The following is a 23348-nucleotide window of genomic DNA, read 5'->3' as shown; positions in this document are numbered from 1 at the left end:
CAACCATGACGCAGACACGGCTGTTTCTGATCCACATTCTTACGGCCCTTGGTGCGCCTATAGCACTATTGGCTATGATTGCAGGTGCTCAGAACGACCTCCCACTTATGTTCTTCTGGCTTTGGGTCGCGCTGGTTGTTGATGGTCTTGATGGTCCTATGGCGCGTCACTTTAAGGTGAAAGAGCGTCTGCCTCGCTGGAACGGCACAATTCTTGATCTTGTGATCGACTATGCGACCTATACATTCCTGCCAGCATTTGCCCTTTACCAGAGCGGACTTCTTTCCGAATTCTGGGGCCTTGTGAGCGGTGCGCTCATCGTCTTCACTGGCGCGATCTATTTCGCTGACAACAATATGAAGACGGAAAACGGCGGCTTTAGCGGTTTTCCGGGTGTATGGAATATGGTCATCGTGGTGCTTGTTGCGCTGCAGGCAAGCGAGCCGCTTATTCTTGCAATGGTCGCGCTGTGCTGCGTTTTGACCTTTGTGCCGGTAGATTTCGTCCATCCGGTAAGAACCGTTAAGTGGCGCGTTCTAACGCTCACCATGCTTGCTGTTTGGTCTGCGGCGCTTGGTTGGTCCATCGTGGAAGCCTTCGCGCAGCCATTGTGGGTAAGCATTACAATCGGAATTACCAGTGCATACCTTTTCCTTGCCGGATTTGTGCAGCAAATTCTTCGTAAGGTGTAGGAACCGCCAGAGCGTTCCCACGGTTTCTTAATTTGCCATTAGGGGCTCCGGTGCAAACTGGGGCCCTTATTTTATGGCGCTCTTGTCAGGTGAAAAAAACTGCGCCACAACTGCTGTTCAGCATTTCTACGTTAGAGCGCCAATCTGGAGATAGAAAATGGCCTTTGCAATTCGCGTATCGCAAACCGGTGGACCTGAAGTCCTGAAATGGGAAGAAGTTGGCGAGCCGGTGCCCGGTCCGGGTGAGGTTCTGGTGCGCCATACAGCGATTGGCCTCAATTACATTGATACCTATTTCCGCTCCGGTCTTTACCCGAGCCCTGTTGGTCTTCCATTTTCTCCAGGCAACGAAGGTGCTGGCATCATTGAAGCGCTTGGGGACGATGTTGAGGGCTTTGATGTTGGTGACCGCGTTTGCTACGTGGGGCCAATTGGTGCCTACGCTGAAAAGCGCGTCATTCCAGCAGTTAATCTTCTAAAAATTCCAGAAGGTATTTCTGATCAGGTTGCAGCGGCGATGATGCTTAAAGGCATGACCGCGCAGTACCTTATTCGCCAAATCGTAAACGTGGATGAAAACACCACGCTGCTTTACCACGCTGCTGCCGGTGGTGTTGGTCTTATTCTCGGTCAGTGGGCTGCAAGTCTCGGTGCCACAGTCATCGGCACTGTTGGTTCTGATGAAAAGGGCAATCTTGCCCGTGAAAACGGCTTCCAGCACGTTATCAACTACCGCACAGAAGATTGGGTAGCCCGCGTGAAGGAGATCACCGAAGGTCGCGGCTGTGACGTGGTTTACGACGGCGTTGGCAAGGATACATATCCCGGCTCTCTCGACTGTATCCGCCCAATGGGAATGTGGGTGAGTTTTGGTCAGTCTTCTGGCGCTCTGCCTCCGGTCGATATGGGTCTTCTGGCGCAAAAGGGTTCTTTATTCGCGACCCGTCCGACGCTGTTTACCTACATCGGCACCCGTGAGCGTTTGGAAACCACTGCAAACGATCTGTTTGAGGTGGTGCTTCGCGGCGACGTGAAAATCCATATCAACCAGCGTTATGCTTTGAAGGATGCCGAGCAGGCTCACCGCGACCTTGAAGAGCGCAAAACTGTCGGCACAACACTGTTGCTGCCATAAGCAGGAGAGTTCAGGGGCGGGGGAATGGACAGGTCCAGATTTTTATACGCGCCGTCGCTGCGGTATTTTGCTCTAGCGGCGGAAGAGGGCTCCATACGTGCAGCTGCCCGTAAGCTCAATGTTGCGTCTTCTGCTGTAAACCGGCAAATCCTCACATTAGAAGCCCAGTTGGACCTGCAACTCTTCGACCGCGTTGGCAGGCGTATTCGCCTGTCACCCGCCGGAGAAATTCTTCTTGCTCATATCAAGCGCACGCTTTCTGATTTCAGCGGAACGATAGACGAGCTGGATGCCTTGAAAGGCGTTCGGCGCGGCCATGTTTCTATTGCTGCCGTTGAAAGTGTTAGTGAAGCGCTGCTGCCGCAAATCATCCAGAGTTTTCAGCGTCAGTATGCCGGTATTCACATTCGGGTGCAGGTAGCTGGCTCCGCTCAAGTGCTGCAGGCGGTTGAGCAGGCAGAGGTGGATGTCGGCTTCACCTTCAACGCCGCCTCCAGCACATCACTAAATATCGCATTCCGCCGAGAGCTACAGATCGGCGCGATTATGCACCCTGAGCATCCGCTGGCTAACGAGCCGGAGATAACTGTTGCTCGCTGCATGTCTTACCCCATCGCTCTGCCTAGCGAGGATCTCTCCTTGCGCACTCAGCTCAACGCAGTGCTTGATCCTGCTGATGTTCGCGCGAATATGTGCCTAGAGGCCAATTCTCTTCGCTTTATGAAGAAGATGATTGCTGACAAGCTAAGTATCGCTTTCCAAACACAAATTGGTACCGAGCGGGAGCAGGAAGAGGGTGAGCTGATTTTCAGGCCCCTTATGGATAGCGGGCTTCGGCCTGATCAATTCACCATTGTTACATCGGCCATGCGCAGCCTTGCTTTGGCTCCTGCTATCTTCTTTGATCACTCAATAGCAACAATGAAAGACCTTCTTCCGCATGGTGATGCCGTTTTGGCATCATAGCGCTCAGAAATAAGTGCTATCGAGTAAGTATTTATTCGTGCACGCTTTGGCGATATATTAATCGGTGTCTATTTTTTAAACACCTTTTAACATTCGCACTGGGAGTTTTCATGGGGGCGTTGACCACACACGTGCTGGATACAGCACGCGGTATTCCTGCAGCCAAACTTGCAATCGACCTTTATCGGCTCGATGGCGAGCAGCGTGTTCTTTTGGGCAAGTACACGACCAACAGTGATGGACGCGTGGATGCGCCGCTCATGCAGGGTGATGACTTCGCGTTGGGCACCTATGAGCTGGTGTTTCATGCAGGTGATTATTTGCTCGAGACTGCGCAGGCCGGCGCGCGCCCCCTGTTTCTTGATGTGATACCCCTTCGTTTCAGCATTAGTGACGTTCAAAGCCATTATCATGTGCCGCTTTTGCTCTCGCCATTTGGCTATTCAACCTATCGGGGGAGCTAAGTTATGCGCTCTGCCATCTCTTTCCTAAGAAGCGGCAAAGTTGTCTCACTGGAGTTGACTAATCCTACACAAACGCTGCTCGACTACATTCGCCTTTCTGAAAAGAAAACCGGCACCAAGGAAGGTTGTCGGGAGGGGGATTGCGGCGCATGCACTGTTGCGCTTGGTCGGTTGAGAGATGGTGAGCTGGTTTATGAGCCGGTGAATAGCTGCATTCTATTGCTTGGTCAGATTGACGGGTGTGAGCTTGTCACGGTTGAGGACTTGGTGAGCGAGGGTGTCATGCACCCCGTTCAGCAGGCGCTTGCTGATCACCATGGTTCCCAATGTGGGTTCTGTACTCCCGGCTTTGTCATGAACCTCTTTACGCTCTACCACCAGAGCAAAGAGGGGCTTTCCCATTCCGACATTACGCATTGGCTAAGCGGTAACCTCTGTCGGTGTACCGGATATCGTCCAATCGTGGACGCAGCTCTTGAGGCTTGCGCGGGAGCTGCAAACGATGTGTTTAGTGCTCGCGCTGCTGAGACAATGCGCATGCTTGCCTCCATCAACGACGGTGCGGACGTGCTAAGTGGTAGCGAGGACAGCTTTTTCGCGTCTCCTGCAAGTGCGTCGTCTCTTGCCGAGCTCTATGCAAAGCATACCGACGCAACTTTGGTGGCTGGCGCAACAGATGTTGGTCTTTGGCTTACCAAGCAGATGCGAGTGCTTCCTAAAATTATTAGTCTCAATAGAGTTGCTGATCTCCAGAAGCTGGCGGAAACGACAACGGGCCTTCATATCGGCGCTGGTGTGACCTACGCACAGGCGCAGGAGTCTCTTGCAGCGTTTGATCCTGATATCGGCGAGGTTATCAGCCGTATCGGTTCCAAGCAGATCAGGGCATCCGGTACGATTGGCGGCAATATTGCCAATGGCTCGCCGATTGGTGACAGCCCGCCAGTGCTTATTGCGCTGGATGCCACTTTGAAGCTGCGTAAGGGAGACGTAAGCCGCGAATTGCCGCTGGAAGATTTCTTCATCGACTATGGCAAGCAGGACAGGGGCAACGCCGAGTTTGTAGAGGAAATATTTGTCCCCCGTCTGGATGCCAATCAGGTGTTCCGCGCCTACAAGATTTCCAAGAGGTTTGATCAGGACATATCCGCAGTGATGGCGGCGTTCCGGTTTACTCTTGTCGAGAACCGCATAACGGAAGCCCGGATCGCCTTTGGCGGTATGGCGGCAACACCCAAGCGGGCAGCCGGCGCGGAGACTGCGCTCATCGGTGTGAGCCTTGATGACCCATCAACTTGGACGACCGCGCAGAACGCCATCAAACAGGATTATTCACCTATTACCGATATGCGGGCGAGCAGCGCTTATCGCCGTGACATTGCGCAAGCGCTTTTGACCAAGGCTCTCGTTGAGGCTGCCGGAACGTCCACTAGTAAGACCCGCGTTGTGGGCCAGCGTCCGGAAGGAGTGACCCATGCAGCCTGATGGACTCGTGATGGATAGCCCGGCAAGCGATGATAAGCGTGTAGAGCAGATGGAACAGCGCGTTGCTTCCCGCTCAACCAAGCATGACAGTGCGGATAAGCATGTGACGGGTGAAGCGCGTTACATTGACGATATCCCTGAACCCGATGGTCTTTTGCATGTTTACCCCGGTTGGTATCGCGGTGCTGCGAGGGGAAAAATCCTCTCCATGGACTTGGATGCGGTGCGATCTGCGGAAGGCGTTGTTGCTGTTCTTTCTGCCAAAGACATTCCGGGTATCAACGACTGCTCGCCTGCAATGGGCGATGATCCTGTCTTTGCCGAGGATGAAATCGTCTTCCACGGGCAGGTGGTTTTTGCTGTCGTAGCGACAGATCGGGATGCTGCGCGCCGTGCTTGTCAGCTTGCCAAGATTGAAGTTGAAGCCAGCGAACCGGTTCTGAATGTTGCGCAGGCGCGTGACGCTGGAATAACGGTGCTTCCAGATTATCTATTTAAAAAAGGTGAGGCAGAGCAGTCTGTTAAAGATAGTTCTTCAAGCGTCACTACAAGTTTTGAAATTGGTGGGCAGGAGCATTTTTACCTTGAAGGTCAGATCTCTATGGCTCTTCCGGGTGAAGATGGCGAGCTTTATGTGCATTGCTCTACCCAGCATCCGAGCGAGGTTCAACACAACGTCGCCAAAGCGCTTGATCTGGATGAAGCGGCCGTTACCGTAGAAATTCGCCGTATGGGCGGAGCCTTCGGCGGAAAGGAATCTCAAGCGTCTCAATGGGCAACGCTTGCAGCGCTTGGCGCCCATGTAACAGGTCGTCCGTGTAAATGCCGGTTGGACCGTGATGACGATATGATCATGACCGGCAAGCGGCATGATTTCCTGACAGAGCTGAGCGCGTCGTTTGAGGCTAATGGTAAGCTGAACGCTGTCGTGATGGATCTGGATAGCCGCTGCGGTTGTTCGGCTGATCTTTCGCTCGGTATCAACGACCGGGCAATGTTCCACTCCGATAACGCCTACCAGTATCCAGAGAGTTTGATCCGCTCCCGTCGTTTCAAGACCAATACGGTTTCCAATACCGCGTTCAGAGGCTTTGGCGGTCCGCAAGGCATGCTGGCGGCCGAGCGGTTGATGGATGCGATTGCTTGCAAGACTGGCCTTGATCCGTTGGATGTACGCCTTGCAAACCTTTATGAAGGCGATAAAGGCGTAACGCCGTTCGGTATGCCTGTCGAAGAAGGGGACGTTCTTCTCGACATTATCACGACGCTGGAGAAATCAAGCAACTACCGCGAACGCCGGAAAGAGGTTGAGGCCTTTAACGCCAACAGCCCGATCTTGAAGAAGGGTTTGGCACTCACTCCGGTCAAGTTCGGCATATCTTTCACGCTACTTCACCTTAATCAGGCCGGCGCACTGGTACACGTCTACAAAGACGGGTCTGTGCAGCTAAACCATGGCGGTACCGAAATGGGGCAGGGTCTGTTCCAGAAGGTAGCGCAGGTCGCTGCGCAAGAGCTTGGGGTTAGCCTTGATAAGGTAAAGATAACCGCGACCAATACTGCCAAGGTGCCCAACACTTCGCCGACGGCAGCGTCCTCTGGTGCGGATCTCAATGGCATGGCGGTGGCCAATGCCTGCAACATCATCAAGGACCGGCTGCTGAAATTTGCCGCCGACCAAGATGGTGTTGCGATTGAGAGCATTCGCGTGAGCGATAACGTGGTTTATTACGGTGACGAGCGGGCTATGTCGTTCCGCGATCTGGTTCAGCGCGCTTATCTTGCCCGTATTTCGCTTTCTAGCACCGGTTTTTATGCAACGCCAAAGATCGACTGGGATAGGGAAAACGCCACAGGGCGTCCGTTCCTTTATTTTGCCTATGGTGCATCTTGCTCAGAAGTGCTGATTGATACGCTGACAGGTGAGATGAAGGTTGAGCGGGTCGATGTCCTCCACGATGTCGGACATTCTCTGAACCCTGCGCTTGATCGCGGTCAGATTGAGGGCGGCTTTGTGCAGGGCATGGGCTGGCTGACGACTGAAGAACTGGTTTGGGATGATGAAGGCCGGTTGCGCACGCACGCACCGTCCACCTACAAAATTCCAACGGCATCAGATGTGCCTGCAGATTTCCGCGTTGATCTCTATGCTTCTAAAGGTAACCCAGAAAAGACAATTTACCGGAGTAAGGCGGTAGGTGAGCCGCCGCTCATGCTGCCAATCTCCGTCTTTTGCGCAATCAATGACGCGATTTCCAGCTTGCGCCCCGGTTTATTGCCTCAATTAAGGGCACCTGCAACGGCTGAAGCCATTTTACATGCAGTGCACATGATCAAGAAAGGGCAGGGTGCATAATGGGCATTTGGCAGGATATTCATAGTGCGCTGACGCAAGATGAAGCCTGCGTCCTCGTTACCCTTGTTGGCATTAAGGGCTCTAGCCCGCGCGAAGCCGGTGCGCGAATGGTGGTTAGAACGGAAAACCGCTTTTCCGGAACCATTGGCGGTGGCCGCCTAGAGTATGACCTTATCGAGCTTTCTGGCCACTTGCTAAAGGAGCCGACTGCTGGCTTTACGCTTCGCACCTTCGCGCTTGGTCCTGATCTTGGGCAATGCTGTGGCGGTTCTGTTCAGGTTGGAATTGAGGTTCTCGTCAAAGAGCAGTTGGAAATGGTGTCGCACCTCGCGGCAAAAGAGCAAGAAGGACCGTTTGAAACCATAGCTGAGCTGGTTGATGGCAAGGGCGTAATGCGCGATGTCGTCGAATCGACCCTTGATAGCAAAATCAGCTTATGTGGAAATGTGTTACGCGAGGAATTCGGCGAGCATCGGCACCGGCTGTTTTTGTTTGGGGCAGGCCATGTTGGTAAGGCTTTGGTACTAGCTTTGGCCCCGTTGCCCTTCACTGTCTTTTGGATTGACAGTAGAAAATCACAATTTCCGCAATACACCCCTTCCAATGTGAAGTGCATTCATCTAAAGGAGCCTGAAAAGGCAACTTGTGAACTGCGACCCAGGGACTTCGTTGTGATAATGACCCATGATCATGGGCTTGATCAACGCATAACTGATGCCGCGCTGCGCAGGCCAGAAATGGCTTATGTTGGCCTTATTGGAAGCAAAACAAAACGGAATAGAATTCGAAAACGCCTGCTGCAGAGCGGCGTAACGAACGGTCAGTTAGAAAATCTTGTTTGTCCCATCGGCGTCGCACCAATCGAAAGTAAGGTGCCGGCGCATATTGCCGTTTCTGTTGCAGCAGAACTGCTTGTTGTTTCTGAACAAATAAGCGGCAAGGGGCGATCAATATTTGAACTTGCAGAGCGGGCTCAGGCCGTTTGATAACAGGGCGCTTTCGAGGAGAGGTTTTGGCGTGGATGTGCACTCGCAAAATGTAATTGGGGCAAAAGCTCGCCCTGAGCTAATTCGGGCGTCAGGCATCACCAAGCGATTTGGTGAGATCTTGGCGAACGATGGTGTGGACCTGACCATCAGAGAAGGGGAAATTCATGCCCTTCTTGGTGAGAACGGCGCGGGTAAATCTACGCTCGTAAAAATTCTCTACGGTGCATTGGAACAGACCTCCGGTACGATTGCCTGGAAGGGTAAAGAAGTATCCATCTCCAATCCGGCTGCTGCGCGTAAGCTCGGCATCGGCATGGTGTTCCAGCACTTCTCCCTTTTTGAAGCATTGACCGTGGTTGAAAATATCGCGCTTGCGCTGCCAAAAGGCGAGAAGATGGCCGATCTGGCCGAGCGCATCGTGGAAGTTTCCAACCGCTACGGTTTGCCGCTTGATCCTAAAGCGCTTGTTGCGGATTTGCCGGTTGGTATCCGTCAGCGTATCGAGATCGTGCGCTGTCTTCTTCAGGAACCTAGCCTTCTCATCATGGACGAGCCGACTTCGGTTCTGACCCCACAGGAAGCGGACGAGCTGTTCAAAACGCTGTTCCGGCTTGCTGATGAAGGCTGTGCGATCCTCTACATTTCCCACCGTCTGGAAGAAGTGAAACGCATCTGTCATCACGCAACAATCATGCGTCATGGCCGTGTTGTTTCCGAATGTGACCCAACCAAAGAAACGCCAGCAACTCTGGCACGTATGATGGTTGGTGAAGACGTTCACGCCGTGAAGTCTGATCACACCGGCGCAGTTGGCGATGTTCTTATTCATCTCGACAATGTTAGCCTTGAAGCAGACAGCACCTTTGGTGTGGCGCTCAAGAACATCAGCCTTGATGTTCACGCAGGTGAAGTTGTTGGTATTGCTGGTATTGCAGCAAACGGCCAGAGCGAGCTGTTTGATGTTATTTCCGGTGAACGCCTCGTTCACGAAAACAAATCCATTCAGCTGCTTGGCTCTGAAGCTGGCCGCATGAAGATCAACGAACGCCGCCGTCTTGGCGCTGCGTTTGTTCCTGAAGAGCGTCTTGGTCACGGTGCGGTACCGGGTCTTGTGCTTTCCGACAACGTCGTTCTTACCCGTCACAGCACGGGCGACCACTTGATTAAAAAGACTGTGGTCAACAAGAGTGGCGCTGAGAATATGGAAAAGCGCATCAAGGTTTCCTACGACGTTCGCATGTCACACGATAACCCTGAGGCTCGCTCGCTTTCTGGCGGTAACCTGCAGAAATTCGTTGTGGGCCGCGAGCTTGACCGAAACCCAAAAGTGATGGTTATCAACCAGCCGACTTGGGGCGTTGATGCTGGCGCTGCCGCTCTTATCCGTCAGGCGCTCATTAACCTTGCACGCAACGGCGCGGCAATCGTTGTTATCTCTCAGGACCTTGACGAGATTTATGAGGTTGCAGACCGCATTGCAGTGCTTTCGCGCGGTGAGCTTTCCGCTCCTGAACCTGCCCAGAACATGACCCGTGAGCGCATCGGTATGCTTATGGCCGGTATGGGTGAAGCAAATTCCAATCAGCAAGAGGTACAGCACGATGCGACTGGTGCTTGAAAAACGCGCTGAGCATTCGCGGCTGATGACAGTCGTGTCGCCTTTGCTCGCGATTGGCCTTTCCCTGATTGCCGGTAGCATCATGTTCGTCATGATCGGCGTTAATCCGGCCGAGGCTATCTACGCCTTCTTTATCGAGCCACTGACCTCCACATGGTCTTTGGAAGAGCTGGTCGTTAAGTCCGCTCCGCTTGTATTGATCGCCGTTGGTCTTTCTGTCTGCTTCCTTTCCAACAACTGGAACATTGGTGCAGAGGGCCAGTTCACCATGGGCGCCATTTTCGGCTCCATCATTCCGGTATTGTTCCACGGATTTACTGGTCCGTTGGCACTGCCTGCGATGATTATCATGGGTGCACTGGGTGGTATGTTCTGGGCGTCTATTCCGGCGTTCTTGAAGACCCGCTTCGGTACCAACGAAATTCTGACCAGCCTCATGCTGGTATACATTGCGCAGTATATTCTGGACTACCTCGTGCGTGGTCCATGGCGTGATCCAGATGGCTTCAACTTCCCTGAAAGCCGTCTTTATGAAGCTGACCACACCATGTGGATGCTTGGCGATGGCCGTATGCACTTTGGCGCGATCTTCGCACTTGTTGCAGTGATTGCAGTCTGGTTCATGCTGACCAAGACCATCAAGGGCTTTGAAATCAAGGTTATGGGCCAGACCCCGCGTGCAGGTCAGTTCGCTGGCTTCTCCCGCAAGGGTATCGTTTGGTTCAGCTTCCTGATCTCTGGCGCGTTTGCCGGTATTGCGGGCATTGTTGAAGTATCCGGTACCATTGGTCAGCTGACCCCTGTTATCTCTCCGGGCTACGGCTTTACCGCAATTATCGTGGCCTTCCTTGGCCGTCTGAACCCGATTGGCATTTTGTTCGCAGGTCTTCTGCTCGGTCTGTCTTACATCGGCGGTGAAGCTGCTCAGGTGACCCTTGGCATGACAGACAAGACTACAAGCGTGTTCCAAGGCATGCTGCTGTTCTTCGTTCTGGCATGTGACACGCTCATTCTTTACAAGGTTCGGCTCGTAAAGCCGCAGCCAACTGCTGGAGGCGCCCATGAACGGGTTTGAGGCTCTTGTTCTAACGATCATCACCGCTTCTACTCCGCTGCTTCTGGCTGCTATCGGTGAACTCGTTGTGGAACGCTCCGGTGTTCTGAACCTTGGCGTTGAAGGCATGATGATTGTGGGTGCAGTTGCCGCGTTCGGCGTTGCCCACGTCACCGGCTCTCCTTTGCTGGGCGTTGTTGCTGCGCTTTTTGCTGGCGTTGCAATGTCTGTGCTCTTTGGCGTTCTGACACTTAACCTGATGGCAAATCAGGTGGCGACAGGTCTTGCGCTTACCATCCTCGGTCTTGGCCTTTCCGGCATGATCGGTGAAGGCTTTATCGGTGAACCGGGTCAGCGTCTTGCTGCTTTGCACATTCCTGTGCTTTCCGATCTGCCGCTGGTTGGCTCCATCGTGTTCTCTCAGGACATTCTGGTTTACGCGTCCATCGCGCTTGTAATCGGCACCTATCACTTCCTGTTCCGCACACGCTCTGGTCTGATCCTGCGCGCTGTTGGCGACAACCACACCTCTGCGCACGCTCTTGGTTATTCCGTAATCAAGGTTCGTTTCCTTGCAGTGATGTTTGGCGGCGCATGTGCAGGTCTTGCTGGTGCTTATCTTTCTCTGGCTTACACCCCGCAGTGGGTTGAGGGTATGACCGCCGGTCGCGGCTGGATTGCTCTTGCTCTGGTGGTGTTTGCTTCTTGGCGTCCAAACCGCGTGTTGATTGGTGCTTACCTGTTCGGTGCAGTATCCATCTTGCAGTTCCACGCGCAGGCTGCCGGTATCGGTGTACCGTCGCAGCTGATGTCTGCGATGCCGTATCTGGCGACGATCATCGTTCTGATCATCATCTCCAGAAACGTAACGCTGACGAAAACCAATACGCCAGCGTGTCTTGGCAAGGCTTTCGTGCCAGACCGCTAAACGACTTCGCCGCCAGCGGTGAGGGTAGTCCTGCATCGCCGGTGGCTAAAGCAAAACAGGACTACTACCTTATAAAATAGGAACGTGCTTTAATGCGCAAACTATCTAAAATCGCTGCTGCTGTTTCTTTGGCTATGGGTGTTGCTGCCGGCCCAGCCCTTGCTGAAGACCCATTGAAGGTTGGTTTCCTTTATGTTGGTCCAGTTTCCGATTTCGGTTACTCCTACCAGCATGATCAGGCTCGTCAGTATCTTGAAAAAGAATTCGGCGATAAGATCGAAACCACCTACATCGAAAACGTTACTGAGCCAGCTGACGCTGAGCGCGCAATCGAGCGTCTTGCTCGTAGCGGTCACGAGCTGATCTTCACCACTTCTTTCGGTTTTATGAACCCGACCCTGAAAGTGGCAAAGCGTTTCCCGGACGTGAAATTTGAACACGCAACCGGCTATAAGCGCGCTAAGAACGTTTCCACTTACTCCGCACGTTTCTATGAAGCACGCTACGTAATGGGTCAGATCGCTGCATCTGAATCCAAAACCGGCGTTGCAGGTTACGTTGCTGCGTTCCCGATCCCTGAAGTTGTTCGTGGTATGAACTCCTTCATGCTGGGCGCTCAGTCCGTAAACCCTGACTTCAAAATCAAGATCATCTGGGCAAACAGCTGGTACGATCCGGGCCGTGAAGCTGACGCTGCTAAAGCGCTGATCGACCAGGGTGCAGACGTTATCGTACAGCACACTGACTCCCCAGCTCCTTTGCAGATCGCACAGGAACGCGGCGTTCTGACTTTTGGTCAGGCTTCCGACATGATCAAGTTTGCTCCAGAAGCACAGGCTTCTGCTCTGGTTAACGACTGGAAGAGCTACTACAAAAACCGCGTCGAAGCTGTCATGAACGACACTTGGGAATCCTCCGACACTTGGGGTGGTTTCAAAGCTGAAATGGTTCGCATGGCTCCATACGCAAACGTTTCTGAAGAAACCATCAAGCTGGCAAACGAAACCGTTGCTAAGCTTGAAGCTGGTGAGTTCCACCCATTCACCGGTCCTGTCATGAAGCAGGATGGTTCTGAATGGCTCAAAGAAGGTGAAACCGCTGATGACGGCACCCTTCTTGGCATGAACTTCTACGTCAAGGGCTTCACGGACTCCTTGCCGAACTAAGAGGCCAAAAGCCTTAAGCGATTTAAAAATAATAAGCCATCAAGGCATGCTAGACGAAGTGGGGGCTTGCCCCCGCTTCCGATGGATAGGAAACACCAAGATAATCTTGGCTTTGGCATCTGTTGGGGGTGTCTTGCCGGGATAACGAGGGCCTTTCTTCTCCTTGCGCCGGTGATGCAGTCCATTGGCATTGAGGAGCCCTCTACCACTCGGACTGCATGACAAGGGGAGGCGCATTATGCGCAAGATTTTTGGCCTGGCAGCCACCGCTGCCCTCGCTCTCGGCCTTTCCGCCGGTACTTCACTGGCTGAAGACCCGCTTAAAGTGGGTTTCATCTACGTTGGTCCGATTTCTGACCATGGCTGGTCCTACCAGCACGATCAGGGCCGTCAGGCGATCGAAAAGCACTTCGGTGACAAGGTCGAAACCACCTACATTGAAAGCGTTTCTGAAGGCCCTGACGCCGAGCGCGCAATTGAGCGCCTCGCTCGCTCCGGTCATGACCTGATCTTCACCACCTCCTTCGGTTACATGAACCCAACCATCAAGGTTGCGAAGAAGTATCCGGATGTGAAGTTTGAGCATGCGACCGGCTACAAGCAGGCAGACAACGTTGCCACTTATGGCGGCCGTTTCTACGAGGGTCGTTACATCCTCGGTCAGATCGCTGCTAAAACCTCCGAAAAAGGCGTTGCAGGTTACATCGGTTCCTTCCCGATCCCTGAAGTTGTTCGCGGCATCAACTCCTTCATGCTGGGTGCTCAGTCTGTAAACCCTGACTTCAAAGTGAAGACCGTATGGGTAAACAGCTGGTACGACCCAGGCAAAGAAGCCGACGCTGCAAAGGCTCTGGTTGATCAGGGCGTTGATATCATGTTGCAGCACACAGACTCTCCAGCTCCTTTGCAGGTTGCTCAAGAGCGCGGCATCAAGGGCTTTGGTCAGGCATCTGACATGATCAAGTTCGCTCCTGAAGCACAGCTGACCGCGATCGTTGATGACTGGGGTCCATACTACATCGAGCGTGTACAGGCAGTTCTGGACGGCACCTGGAAGGGTGGCGACACCTGGGGTGGTCTGGACAAAGAAATGGTCCACATGGCGCCATACACCAACCTGCCTGAAGACGTTGCTGCTGATGCTGCAAAGACCGAAGCAGCAATCCGCTCCGGCGACCTGCATCCTTTCACTGGCCCAATCAACAAGCAGGACGGTTCTGCATGGTTGAAAGAAGGCGAAGTGGCTGATGATGGTGCGCTGCTTGGCATGAACTTCTACGTTGAAGGCATTGACGACAAGCTGCCGCAGTAATTTGCGTGGTACGCTTTTCTAATACTTTTCGGAGTGGGGCCAACTTTGTCCCATTCCGGCTCCTTTCAATTTTCCTTTGAATTTATCTAGGGTGTTTCGGCTTTAATCCGGTTTTTGCGGAGCCTTAGATCTTTGTTTTCTCGCGTATCTTTGCCCGTCAGGTGCTTTAGCTTTTCGGGACTACGCTTTTAAAATAGAATGCTGAGACCATGACGGCTACATTTCTCGTCGATTGGCTCAATCTGCTTTTCCGTTGGGCGCACCTGATCGTAGGTGTTGGCTGGATTGGGACATCGTTCTACTTTATCGCCCTTGATCTTTCCCTCAAAAAACGGGCGAACATGAAACCCGGTGTGATGGGAACGGCTTGGGAAGTGCACGGCGGTGGATTTTACCACGTCGAGAAATACAGCGTTGCACCCAAGGAACTGCCGGATGATTTGATCTGGTACAAGTGGGAGGCCTACCTCACTTGGGTGACGGGTTTTGCTCTTCTTGTTCTGCAGTATTACTTTAATGCTTCTGCCTATCTTATTGATCCGCAAGTACTAAAGTTGATGCCGTCAGAAGCGATATTCATTTCTGTCGCGTCGCTTTTTGGTGGCTGGGTCATCTATGACCAGATCTGTAAGTCGCCAATCGGAAGAAACCTTCCGCTGCTTGCGGTCGTTCTTTTCGCGCTAATTATTGGCGCTGCCTATGGCTTCTCTCACGTCTTTTCAGGTCGTGGTGCATTGATCCATGTGGGCGCGCTTGTTGGTACGATCATGGCGTTCAACGTCTTCCGTGTGATCATTCCAAACCAGCGCAAGATTGCTGATGCCTTGTTGGCGGGCCGTGAACCTGACCCGAAACTGGGGCAGATCGGTAAGCAGCGCTCCATGCATAACAACTACCTCACGCTTCCTGTTTTGCTGATGATGGTGTCTAACCACTATCCTCTGCTTACAGGGCATAGTCACTCGTGGCTCTTGGTAGCGCTGATCCTCGTTATTGGCGGAATGGTGCGTCACTTCCTGAACCGGCACGATGCGCATGATAATTTCGGCAATTACTGGTGGGCGTTGCCTTCTGCAGCCGTTGGTCTTATGGCAGCGCTCATCATTACCGCGCCACAGAAGATCGAGGGCGTTGCGCGGATATCAGACATGGATGCGCTTGAAATTACCCAGAAGCATTGCGCCACTTGTCATGCTGCTGTGCCAACGGCTAATGGGTTTGATGAGGCACCAAAGGACATTCGCCTTGAAACGCTTGCCGAATTGAAACGCTATAGCGATCAGGTCTATGCGCAGGCTGTTCAGTCCGATGCTATGCCGCTTGGCAATATGAGCAATATGAGCGAGCAAGAGCGTCAGGAGCTTGGCGCCTGGTTGGCAGGTCACTAGCGGGGAGGTTCGTGTGGCGTATTCACTAGAGGCAGTCAACGCACTTTCTCAAGACGAATTTGTGGATGTGTTCGGCGATATCGCCGAGCACTCCCCATGGGTGGCAGAGAAGGCAGCAGCTTATCGCCCTTACGCTAGCCGAGGCGATGTGATTGATTCATTTGCCAAGGGCATGAACGGTGCGGATGAAGGTGCGCAATTGGCGCTGATCCGCGCTCACCCAGATCTCGCCGGTAAAGCTGCGCGAGCTGGGCAAGTGGCAGAGGCTTCTCGCAATGAGCAGGCAGGTGCAGGGCTTGATCAGCTCACGGACGAAGAATTCCAGCGATTTACGGAACTGAACGATGCATACAAGGCTCGGTTCGGTTTCCCGTTTATTCTGGCAGTAAAAGGCGCGACCAAGCACATTATTCTTGAGGCATTCGAAAAACGGTTGCAAAACAGCGCTCAAGAAGAATTTGCAGAAGCGCTCACCCAGATCGCACGGATTTTCCGTTTTCGGTTAGAGGACGCTGTTCTGCCTGACGAATAAGGATAGCAGCGTGATCACTCTGGACGGGTTAGCGATAAAAGCCTTGGGCGAGCGGGCCTCCAGCCTTATTGAAGGGCTAAATGCTTTTTCCAGCCAAGAGGACGGACTCACCCGTCTATACCTTTCCAAAGAACACAAAGAGGCTTGCGCTTATGTATGCGCGGCCATGGAAACGGTAGGTCTGACTGCCTCCATAGATGCGCTAGGCACCGTTCATGGGCTGCTGAAGGCCTCCGAGGGCAACCCATCAAAGCGTGTTCTGATCGGCTCCCACATTGATACAGTCCGTAATGGCGGCTCCTATGACGGCAATCTGGGCGTTGTCGTAGGAATTCTCGCACTGGAGGAAATTCGGAAGCGCGGGATTAAATTGCCCTTCGACGTTGAGGTGCTGGCATTTGGCGATGAGGAAGGCGTTCGGTTTCCGACCACCTTGCTTTCCGCGTCTGCGATTGCTGGCGTGCTGGACCCTTCCGAATTCGATTTAAGCGACGCTGACGGGATTAGCGTTCGCGATGCGCTGAAGGCATTGGGTGGTGATGCCGATTCTGCCTCTGCTTTAGCCTACAGCCGCGATGAAACGCTTGCCTATCTTGAAGTGCATATCGAGCAGGGGCCGGTTCTAGAAAGTAAAGACCTGCCACTGGGAGTTGTTACGGCAATTGCCGGTGCGCGTCGTTTCAGTTTTACCTACAAAGGCGTGGCAGGACATGCTGGCACAGTGCCGATGGGCTTGCGCAAAGATGCAGCGGTAAGTGCTGCGCAGCTCATCTGCGAGATAGACAAGGTAGCCAAGGCGGAAGAGCAGTTCTCCCTCGTGGCGACCGTTGGGGACGTTCGCATCAAACCGGGAGCGGTTAATGTCATCGCTGATGAGGCTATGCTGTCCCTCGATGTCCGCTGCGAGGACGATGAATGTCGTCAGCAGGCGGAGGCGGCGATTGTTGCTGCTGCAAATAGGATCGCTTCTGAAAACAATACCCCTGTCGAAATCATCGATTATACGGCCATTGATACCGTGCACTGCTCAAAGCGGCTTCAGACGCTGGCGGGTGAGGTCCTGCAGGATATGGGGCTTCCTGATTTTCGTTTGATGTCCGGTGCTGGTCACGACGGGCAAGTGATGGCGCAGCTTTGCGATCTTGGTATGCTGTTCGTGCGCTGCAAGGGTGGTATCAGCCATAACCCTCTCGAACATTGCAGTACTGAAGATATGGGATATGCTGTTGAGGCTTTGGTTCGCTGGCTTGAAAAGCTAGGCTCCCATCACAGTAGCGAAAGTTAGGCAAAATCTAGCTATCGGGATTTGAAGGTTATGCAGGAATAAAACGCAGTGCTAGGCAAAGGAGACGTTGCCAGCATTGGAGCCTGACTATGGCTGAAGGCTTTCCGCCTTGCTATGTGATCTCACTCAAAACTGCCACGGAAAGGCGCACTCGCGTCCAGCAGGCGTTTGATACCCTGGCGCTTAATTTTCGATGGCTGGATGCGCTCGACTTACGCCGTTTGGACAGGTTCGATGATTATGGCATCGAACAGGCATATCACATGCGGGAAGGCCGCAGCCTAACAGGCGGCGAAGTCGGTTGTTACCTTTCTCACTACCGAACATTAGAAAAGGTCGTACAGGAGCAACATGAACTGGCAATCATCCTCGAAGACGATATGGGGCTTTCGCAGTCGATATTTGAAATTGTCCGTTTTGCTATGGCCAACCGAGCGCACTTCGAATTTTTGAAATTACAGAGCCTGTTTACAAGGCGAAAAGGACCGTTTTGGTCTATGGCCAATGTAGGTAGCAATGCCGTCGGCATTCGTCCGTTTGGTACCTTCGGCGCGCAAGGCTACATTGTTACCCGTGACGGGGCGCGAAAGGCTTTGAATGCGCTGAGTTGTACGCATATACGGCTACCCCTTGATGATGAGCTGTTTGTTTATGGAACAGCTCACCTCAACACGCTGGAGATGCGGGACAGCGCGTTAATTGATGCAGCTCTGCCTACGACTATTCCGGGGCGAGAATGTCCGTCTTCCACACAGTCTGATCATAGCCAAAGCTCCAGCTACGCTAAAAGCTTCTACCGCCTTACCAAGTGGTACCGTGCTTCGCAGGCGCTCCGCTACTATGGGCGCCTTAAAATGCAGGCGTTGGCGGCCTAGCTATGGTCCACCGGCTCGCTCTGGTCCTCGTAGGTCCAACGGTAGCGTGGTGGTGTTGGGCCTTTGTTGCGCCCGCCTTCTTCCATCTGTTCCCAGCCGTGGGCGAGGGCACCGACGGAACGTGAAAGACAAAACAGTCCGCGAGCTAGAGGCGGGGCAAAGCCAAGCTCTGCATAGATAACGGCTGTTGCGCCATCAATGTTCATTGGCACGGGCTTGCTTTGGGAAAGATGACGCTCGACAGCCTCTCCAATTTTGGCGAAGTCTCCAGAAACGTGACCAGCCTCTGCTGTATCGCGGACGAGTTGCATCAAACGTGGTGAGCGAGGGTCAACGGGTTTGTGAAAGCGGTGACCGAAGCCCGGAATATACTTGCCGCGCTCTTCTCTCCATCTTTGGCATGCTGCTTCAACTGCATTGTCGAGTGAGGTTCCATCCTGCATATTTCGTTGGATTTCACGGTAAAGTTCTACCGCTTGCTCGCCAGCGCCGCCGTGCACGTCGTCTAGCATGTTGACGGCGGTTGCCATGGCTCCGTTCAGCGCAAGGCCGCAGGTGACCGACATACGTGCAGCGGCAATGGAAGGGGCTTGCGGGCCGTGATCCACCGCCGCGACGAGAGCCGCTTCCAACAATGCCGCCTCTGCTTCTGTTGGAAGGTTGCCGCGAAGCATCAACCAAATCATCTGCGGAAATGAAACAGAGCCAATAAGCTGCTCGATTGGATGGCCTCTAAAAGCGATACGGCCCGGTTCCATGTCTATGATTGAGGTGCGCCACCAGTCAGATACGTCGCTCATATGGCACCTTCCTTTCGAAGTGTTTCAATCTGCTGAGGTGAGTAGCCTAGCTCTGTAAGAATCTCGTTGGTGTCGGCACCAAGTAAGGGGGGCGGGCTATCGACCGAGGGTGCTTCGCCATCCAATTTGATCCCAGTTTTAAGGAGCGAGATGTCACGTCCCACGCCTTTTGGTTTTTCGAAGGTCTCCAGTATGCCGCGCTCGGTAATTTGAGGGTGCTGTAGAATTTCCGGTACTGAGAGAACCGCGCCTGATGGAATGCCAATAGCGTTGAGTTCTTCTTCCCAGACACTGGCAGGTTTGAATGAAAGCGCCTGTTCCAGCTCACCTTTTAAGGCAAAGCGGTGTTTCTTACGCGCTTCGCGGGTTTTGAAGCGTTCATCTTCCAGCAGGTGAGAAACCCCAAGGTGCTTTGCTAGAAGCTCCCATTGTTCCTGCTTATTTGCGGCGATGTTCATAAGGCCGTCGCGCGTTTGAAATGTGCCAGAGGGAGCGGACGTCAGGTTTTCGTTACCGTTGGCAGTTGGCTGAACTCCGGCGATGAGATAGTTGGAGACAGCCCAGCCCATAGTGGCGAGCGTTGCTTCCAGCATGGATACGTCTATGAATGTTCCGCGTTTTGGCGCATTGAGCGCGGCGCTGATTGCCATAGCAGCGGTTAGGCCGCCAACAGTATCCGCTATCGGGTAACCGACGCGCAGTGGGGCGCTCTCTTCGTCACCCGTCACCGACATAATGCCTGAAGCGCCTTGTATAATCTGGTCATAGGCTGGCCGCGAAACCCATGGTCCATCCTGACCGAAACCGGAGATAGCGCAGTAGATGAGGTTCGGGTTTTCTTCAGTCAGAACATCATAGGAAACACCAAGTCGCTGCATAACACCGGGCCTGAAGTTTTCTACGAGCACATCTGCGGTCCTAACGAGCTTTTTCAGCAGGGTTTTGCCAGCTTCTGTCTTCAGGTTCACCGTGATGGATTTTTTGCCCGCGTTCTGCGCGAGAAACGATACACCCATCAGTTTGGCGCTTAGTTCAGGGTCAGCACCAAGTTCTCTGGCAAGATCTCCCTTTTTGTGTGCTTCAACTTTGATCACCTCAGCTCCAAGATGGACCAGCTGATGGCAACAAAAGGGACCTGCAAGAACATTTGTTAGGTCCAGTACGCGGATACCTTCTAGCGGCTTCATTGGTTTTCATTCCTTTTGAATTTGCCAATGCGAAACAGGATCGGAGCGCATGTCACGACAATTGCGAGCCTGAAAATGTGGTGCAGCAAAACGTAGGTTACATCAGCGCCTGCTATGAGAGCGATCACCAACATTTCGCCCTGACCACCCGGCAGGAATGCAAGGAAAGCATCTAGTGCCGGAGCGATGCCAAGGTAGCTTATAGCTGCAATAAAAAGAGCGCTGACTGCTGCGAGCAGGATGGCATTGGTTACCCCTGCTAAGACAAAGTGGCGAAGCTCGTTGAAGGTGATGCCTGTATATTTGGCACCAACTGACAATCCGATGAACAGCTGTGCAGCCCATATCATTTCCGCAGGCGGGCGGATTGTGATTATGCCCGAGAGAGTAAGTATCGCGGTGAGAACAAGCGGGCCGAGGATAGAGGAGCCGAACACTTTAAAATAGGCGGCGATTTTCCAACCGATCAGTCCCGATGCAATTAGAATGAGGATTTGTTCCAGTGGAACGTCTGCGCTGGATGCTCCCGGTTGCTGGGTTAAGTCCACCTGCCAATAGTGCTGCATAAAAAACGGCGCGATGCTGACGATAAACAACACTCTTGTGGCGTGGATAAGAGAGAGCGTGCGCATATCTGCACCAGCTTCTTCTCCATAAACAGCTTGATCCTGCAAACCTCCGGGCATGGCTGAATAGTAACTGGTAATGGGGTCAAACCCGAAACCGCGTCTTAGCAAAGGATAGGCAAGGCAAAAAACAACAGCCACAAACAGCGGAACAAAGGCAAGAGAGGCGGCAAGGTCTGGAAGTCTTGCAACGACACTTGGGCCGAGAGCAGAACCGGCAGCGACACCGAGAATAGTACGGAAAGCAGTGCCAACTTGACCCATGCCAGCCAGTGGAAGGCCAGCAAGAGCACCCAAAAGGCAGGCGAACATTGGCCCAAGAAGGAAGGGAAGCGGAAGGTCCAGAAGATAAAATGCGATCACGCCCGGAACCGACAGGCCCAGAGTGAATAGTTTAGAATAAGCGGTCATGGGATTATCGCAGGCTTGGGAGGATGGACTGGCTGCCGTAGCAGCCAGCCGTTATTCGTCGGGCGGTTAGTCGCCCTCTGCAACACCTTGTGCTTTCAGTCTTGCACGGGATGCGCGGTAGCTTGGCAGGAATATGAGAGCCAGAGCCAGAGCCAGAAGGCCCAATGTCATTGGGCGTTCCCAGATAAAGCCAATACCGTCATAAAGCTGCATCGCGCGGGAGAAGTTGTCCTCCAGCATTGGGCCCAGAATAAAGCCGATCAGCAGCGGCGCGAGAGGATAATCCCCAAAGCGCAAGATGGTTGCCGATACACCAAGACCTACCAAAATTAGCAGTTCTGTTGCGTTGTTCTGCCCAATATATGCGCCCATCAAGGTGAAGAACAGGATGAACGGAATGAGGAACGTGCGCGGAACGGCCAGTACCTTAGCAATGTAAGGGATGAGTGGCAGGTTTAGGATGAGAAGCACCACGTTACCGATATACATCGAGATGATAACAGACCAGAAGATCTGCGGCTGATCCACCATAAGGCGGGGGCCTGGTGAAACGTTAAGAGCGATCAAGGCTCCAAGCAGAATGGCCGTGGTACCAGAGCCGGGAATGCCAAGTGTGAGCAATGGCACAAAGGAACCGGTACATGCAGCGTTGTTTGCACTCTCTGGTGCAGCAAGACCTTTAACAGAGCCTTTGCCGAACTTTTCCTGCTCTTCACGCGGAGCAATGTTTCGCTCCACAGCGTAACCGAGGAACGAGGCAATTGTTGCGCCTGCGCCCGGAAGTACGCCGATCAGGAAGCCCTGAATAGACTGACGGCCGATAACAGGTGCGATAGACTTTGCTTCTTCCTTGGTGATGCGCAAGTCTTTGATCTCGTTACCTTGACCGGACGAACGTCCAGAACGGGTCGGATCAAGCACGAGATAGAGAGCCTCAGGCAGCGCAAACATTGCCATGGCCAGCGTAATGAACCCGAAGCCAGACTGTAGATCCATAATGCCCATGGTGAAGCGCGGCATGTTAAACAGAACGCCTTCGCCCACGGTTGCCATTACCAGTCCTAAAACCGTCATGAGAAGCGCTTTGGAAACCTGACCGGTACCTGCGAACGCTGCAATGGCGGAAAGGCCAACAACCATGAGAGCAAAGTATTCTGCCGAATGGAACAAAAGAGCAACAGACGCAAGTGCAGGAGCAAAACCCATTAGGAGAATTGCGCCGATTGTACCACCAGCAAAGGATGAGATCGCTGCAACGGTTAGAGCCTTACCTGCTTTACCCTGACGGGTAAGCGGATAACCATCAAAGCTTGTTGCCACGGTTGAGGCAACACCTGGCGCGTTAATGAGAATTGACGACGTGGACCCGCCGAAAATCGCTCCATAGTAAACGCCAGCCAATAGAATAATCGCAGCGGAAGGGTCACCAATAGAAATCGCGACTGGGATCATAATCGCGATAATCGACATAGGGCCAAGACCCGGTAGCATGCCGATAAAGGTACCAATAAGACACCCACCAATAACCATCAGGAGATTGGAGATGGAAAAGGCCGTAGACAGGCCGATTAATAATCCTTCAAGCATCGTGCGCCTCCTCACACAAAACTAGGAAACGGGCGAAGGTAAATTCCAAGGATCTGCTCCACCAGATACCAAATGGACCCTGCTGCAATGGCAGATACCAAAATAACGACGAGATAACGCCGCTCTCCGAGCATCAAACTGCTTACAGAAAGAAACAGGAACGTGGACAGGAGAAACCCTGCAGGTCTCAAAGTCAGCGCATAGATGACCATAAAGGCCAGAAGAGCGATTGCGTGGAAGATTTTATAGTCCAGCAAGCGCATGTAATTAATTTCGGGTGCTTTCGTCTGTTCAGCTTTCTCCAGACCAAGAACCACGACAAGGCTGAGCGCAATGCCAAGGATGGAAAGGATTTTCGGGAAGCTGGAAGGCCAGACGGGATTGCGTCGCATGATCGGTGGCAACAGCTCATCCATTGTGAACCATGCTGCATAACCATAGGCTATGCAGATCATCAGGATGAATAAAGCGATCCATCGGTCAAGGGCCATA

21 protein-coding genes are annotated in these 23348 nt (G+C 53.1%); 16 read left to right on the top strand and 5 right to left on the bottom strand.

Annotation, left to right across the window (positions count from 1 at the left end; genetic code table 11):
- Window positions 1-5 precede the first annotated feature (5 nt).
- From E1162_RS09860 to E1162_RS09785, 16 genes are all read left to right on the top strand, one after another.
- A complete protein-coding gene (locus E1162_RS09860; protein WP_155130410.1) occupies window positions 6-692 on the top strand; it encodes a CDP-alcohol phosphatidyltransferase family protein in 687 nt (228 codons plus the stop codon).
- Window positions 693-849: 157 nt separating this feature from the next.
- A complete protein-coding gene (locus tag E1162_RS09855; RefSeq protein WP_155130199.1) occupies window positions 850-1827 on the top strand; it encodes a quinone oxidoreductase family protein in 978 nt (325 codons plus the stop codon).
- A gap of 24 nt (window positions 1828-1851) precedes the next feature.
- Window positions 1852-2793 (top strand): LysR family transcriptional regulator, encoded by a 942-nt coding sequence (locus E1162_RS09850; RefSeq protein WP_155130196.1) that lies wholly within the window; start codon window positions 1852-1854, stop codon window positions 2791-2793.
- A 110-nt stretch (window positions 2794-2903) separates the two neighbouring features.
- Entirely contained in the window at window positions 2904-3257 is a 354-nt protein-coding gene (gene uraH / locus E1162_RS09845; RefSeq protein ID WP_155130193.1) for a hydroxyisourate hydrolase, read from the top strand.
- Window positions 3258-3260: 3 nt separating this feature from the next.
- On the top strand, window positions 3261-4742 hold the full coding sequence (gene xdhA, locus E1162_RS09840) for a xanthine dehydrogenase small subunit (protein ID WP_155130190.1): 1482 nt from the start codon (window positions 3261-3263) through the stop codon (window positions 4740-4742).
- 10 nt (window positions 4743-4752) lie between these two features.
- Window positions 4753-7098, top strand: a complete 2346-nt coding sequence (gene xdhB, locus E1162_RS09835; protein ID WP_155130408.1) for a xanthine dehydrogenase molybdopterin binding subunit — start codon at window positions 4753-4755, stop codon at window positions 7096-7098.
- Window positions 7098-8084 carry a xanthine dehydrogenase accessory protein XdhC gene (gene xdhC / locus E1162_RS09830; RefSeq protein WP_155130187.1) on the top strand — a complete coding sequence of 329 codons (987 nt, stop codon included), beginning with the start codon at window positions 7098-7100 and terminating at the stop codon, window positions 8082-8084. The genes xdhB and xdhC overlap by 1 nt, the downstream gene beginning before the upstream one ends.
- Window positions 8085-8115: 31 nt before the next feature.
- Window positions 8116-9705 carry an ABC transporter ATP-binding protein gene (locus tag E1162_RS09825; protein WP_371311889.1) on the top strand — a complete coding sequence of 530 codons (1590 nt, stop codon included), beginning with the start codon at window positions 8116-8118 and terminating at the stop codon, window positions 9703-9705.
- Complete coding sequence (locus tag E1162_RS09820) at window positions 9689-10780, top strand: ABC transporter permease (protein WP_155130184.1); 1092 nt, start codon at window positions 9689-9691, stop codon at window positions 10778-10780. The genes E1162_RS09825 and E1162_RS09820 overlap by 17 nt, the downstream gene beginning before the upstream one ends.
- Window positions 10767-11687 (top strand): ABC transporter permease, encoded by a 921-nt coding sequence (locus E1162_RS09815; protein ID WP_155130181.1) that lies wholly within the window; start codon window positions 10767-10769, stop codon window positions 11685-11687. The genes E1162_RS09820 and E1162_RS09815 overlap by 14 nt, the downstream gene beginning before the upstream one ends.
- A gap of 92 nt (window positions 11688-11779) precedes the next feature.
- Entirely contained in the window at window positions 11780-12853 is a 1074-nt protein-coding gene (locus E1162_RS09810) for a BMP family ABC transporter substrate-binding protein (RefSeq protein WP_155130178.1), read from the top strand.
- Between the two features lie 238 nt (window positions 12854-13091).
- A complete protein-coding gene (locus tag E1162_RS09805) occupies window positions 13092-14165 on the top strand; it encodes a BMP family ABC transporter substrate-binding protein (protein ID WP_155130175.1) in 1074 nt (357 codons plus the stop codon).
- A 209-nt stretch (window positions 14166-14374) separates the two neighbouring features.
- A complete protein-coding gene (locus tag E1162_RS09800; protein ID WP_155130172.1) occupies window positions 14375-15553 on the top strand; it encodes a urate hydroxylase PuuD in 1179 nt (392 codons plus the stop codon).
- A gap of 13 nt (window positions 15554-15566) precedes the next feature.
- Window positions 15567-16085 carry a 2-oxo-4-hydroxy-4-carboxy-5-ureidoimidazoline decarboxylase gene (gene uraD / locus E1162_RS09795; protein ID WP_371311888.1) on the top strand — a complete coding sequence of 173 codons (519 nt, stop codon included), beginning with the start codon at window positions 15567-15569 and terminating at the stop codon, window positions 16083-16085.
- A gap of 10 nt (window positions 16086-16095) precedes the next feature.
- A complete protein-coding gene (locus E1162_RS09790; RefSeq protein ID WP_371311887.1) occupies window positions 16096-17370 on the top strand; it encodes a Zn-dependent hydrolase in 1275 nt (424 codons plus the stop codon).
- Window positions 17371-17459: 89 nt separating this feature from the next.
- Window positions 17460-18245: a glycosyltransferase family 25 protein gene (locus tag E1162_RS09785; protein ID WP_155130166.1), complete on the top strand. Its 786-nt coding sequence runs from the start codon at window positions 17460-17462 to the stop codon at window positions 18243-18245.
- On the opposite strand, the gene E1162_RS09780 is transcribed toward E1162_RS09785, so the two are convergent.
- The 5 genes from E1162_RS09780 to E1162_RS09760 form a co-directional block, all read right to left on the bottom strand.
- Entirely contained in the window at window positions 18242-19045 is an 804-nt protein-coding gene (locus tag E1162_RS09780) for a citryl-CoA lyase (RefSeq protein WP_155130163.1), read from the bottom strand. The two genes, E1162_RS09785 and E1162_RS09780, sit on opposite strands and share 4 nt — an antisense overlap.
- Complete coding sequence (locus tag E1162_RS09775; protein WP_155130160.1) at window positions 19042-20232, bottom strand: CaiB/BaiF CoA transferase family protein; 1191 nt, start codon at window positions 20230-20232, stop codon at window positions 19042-19044. Before E1162_RS09775 ends, E1162_RS09780 begins: the two co-directional genes overlap by 4 nt.
- Entirely contained in the window at window positions 20229-21269 is a 1041-nt protein-coding gene (locus tag E1162_RS09770; RefSeq protein ID WP_155130157.1) for an AbrB family transcriptional regulator, read from the bottom strand. The genes E1162_RS09775 and E1162_RS09770 overlap by 4 nt, the downstream gene beginning before the upstream one ends.
- A gap of 66 nt (window positions 21270-21335) precedes the next feature.
- A complete protein-coding gene (locus E1162_RS09765; protein WP_155130152.1) occupies window positions 21336-22856 on the bottom strand; it encodes a tripartite tricarboxylate transporter permease in 1521 nt (506 codons plus the stop codon).
- Between the two features lie 11 nt (window positions 22857-22867).
- Complete coding sequence (locus tag E1162_RS09760) at window positions 22868-23347, bottom strand: tripartite tricarboxylate transporter TctB family protein (RefSeq protein ID WP_155130149.1); 480 nt, start codon at window positions 23345-23347, stop codon at window positions 22868-22870.
- Window position 23348: the final 1 nt, after the last annotated feature.

Source organism: Pseudovibrio flavus (assembly GCF_009711345.1).
In the GTDB taxonomy this organism is placed as follows: domain Bacteria; phylum Pseudomonadota; class Alphaproteobacteria; order Rhizobiales; family Stappiaceae; genus Pseudovibrio; species Pseudovibrio flavus.
This window is presented reverse-complemented; position numbering and strand designations above follow the sequence as displayed.

Coding starts and splice junctions, on each gene's coding strand:
- E1162_RS09860 (WP_155130410.1), top strand. CDS start 6: ATGACGCAGACACGGCTGTTTCTGATCCACATTCTTACGGCCCTTGGT.
- E1162_RS09855 (WP_155130199.1), top strand. CDS start 850: ATGGCCTTTGCAATTCGCGTATCGCAAACCGGTGGACCTGAAGTCCTG.
- E1162_RS09850 (WP_155130196.1), top strand. CDS start 1,852: ATGGACAGGTCCAGATTTTTATACGCGCCGTCGCTGCGGTATTTTGCT.
- uraH (WP_155130193.1), top strand. CDS start 2,904: ATGGGGGCGTTGACCACACACGTGCTGGATACAGCACGCGGTATTCCT.
- xdhA (WP_155130190.1), top strand. CDS start 3,261: ATGCGCTCTGCCATCTCTTTCCTAAGAAGCGGCAAAGTTGTCTCACTG.
- xdhB (WP_155130408.1), top strand. CDS start 4,753: ATGGATAGCCCGGCAAGCGATGATAAGCGTGTAGAGCAGATGGAACAG.
- xdhC (WP_155130187.1), top strand. CDS start 7,098: ATGGGCATTTGGCAGGATATTCATAGTGCGCTGACGCAAGATGAAGCC.
- E1162_RS09820 (WP_155130184.1), top strand. CDS start 9,689: ATGCGACTGGTGCTTGAAAAACGCGCTGAGCATTCGCGGCTGATGACA.
- E1162_RS09815 (WP_155130181.1), top strand. CDS start 10,767: ATGAACGGGTTTGAGGCTCTTGTTCTAACGATCATCACCGCTTCTACT.
- E1162_RS09810 (WP_155130178.1), top strand. CDS start 11,780: ATGCGCAAACTATCTAAAATCGCTGCTGCTGTTTCTTTGGCTATGGGT.
- E1162_RS09805 (WP_155130175.1), top strand. CDS start 13,092: ATGCGCAAGATTTTTGGCCTGGCAGCCACCGCTGCCCTCGCTCTCGGC.
- E1162_RS09800 (WP_155130172.1), top strand. CDS start 14,375: ATGACGGCTACATTTCTCGTCGATTGGCTCAATCTGCTTTTCCGTTGG.
- E1162_RS09785 (WP_155130166.1), top strand. CDS start 17,460: ATGGCTGAAGGCTTTCCGCCTTGCTATGTGATCTCACTCAAAACTGCC.
- E1162_RS09780 (WP_155130163.1), bottom strand. CDS start 19,045: ATGAGCGACGTATCTGACTGGTGGCGCACCTCAATCATAGACATGGAA.
- E1162_RS09775 (WP_155130160.1), bottom strand. CDS start 20,232: ATGAAGCCGCTAGAAGGTATCCGCGTACTGGACCTAACAAATGTTCTT.
- E1162_RS09770 (WP_155130157.1), bottom strand. CDS start 21,269: ATGACCGCTTATTCTAAACTATTCACTCTGGGCCTGTCGGTTCCGGGC.
- E1162_RS09765 (WP_155130152.1), bottom strand. CDS start 22,856: ATGCTTGAAGGATTATTAATCGGCCTGTCTACGGCCTTTTCCATCTCC.
- E1162_RS09760 (WP_155130149.1), bottom strand. CDS start 23,347: ATGGCCCTTGACCGATGGATCGCTTTATTCATCCTGATGATCTGCATA.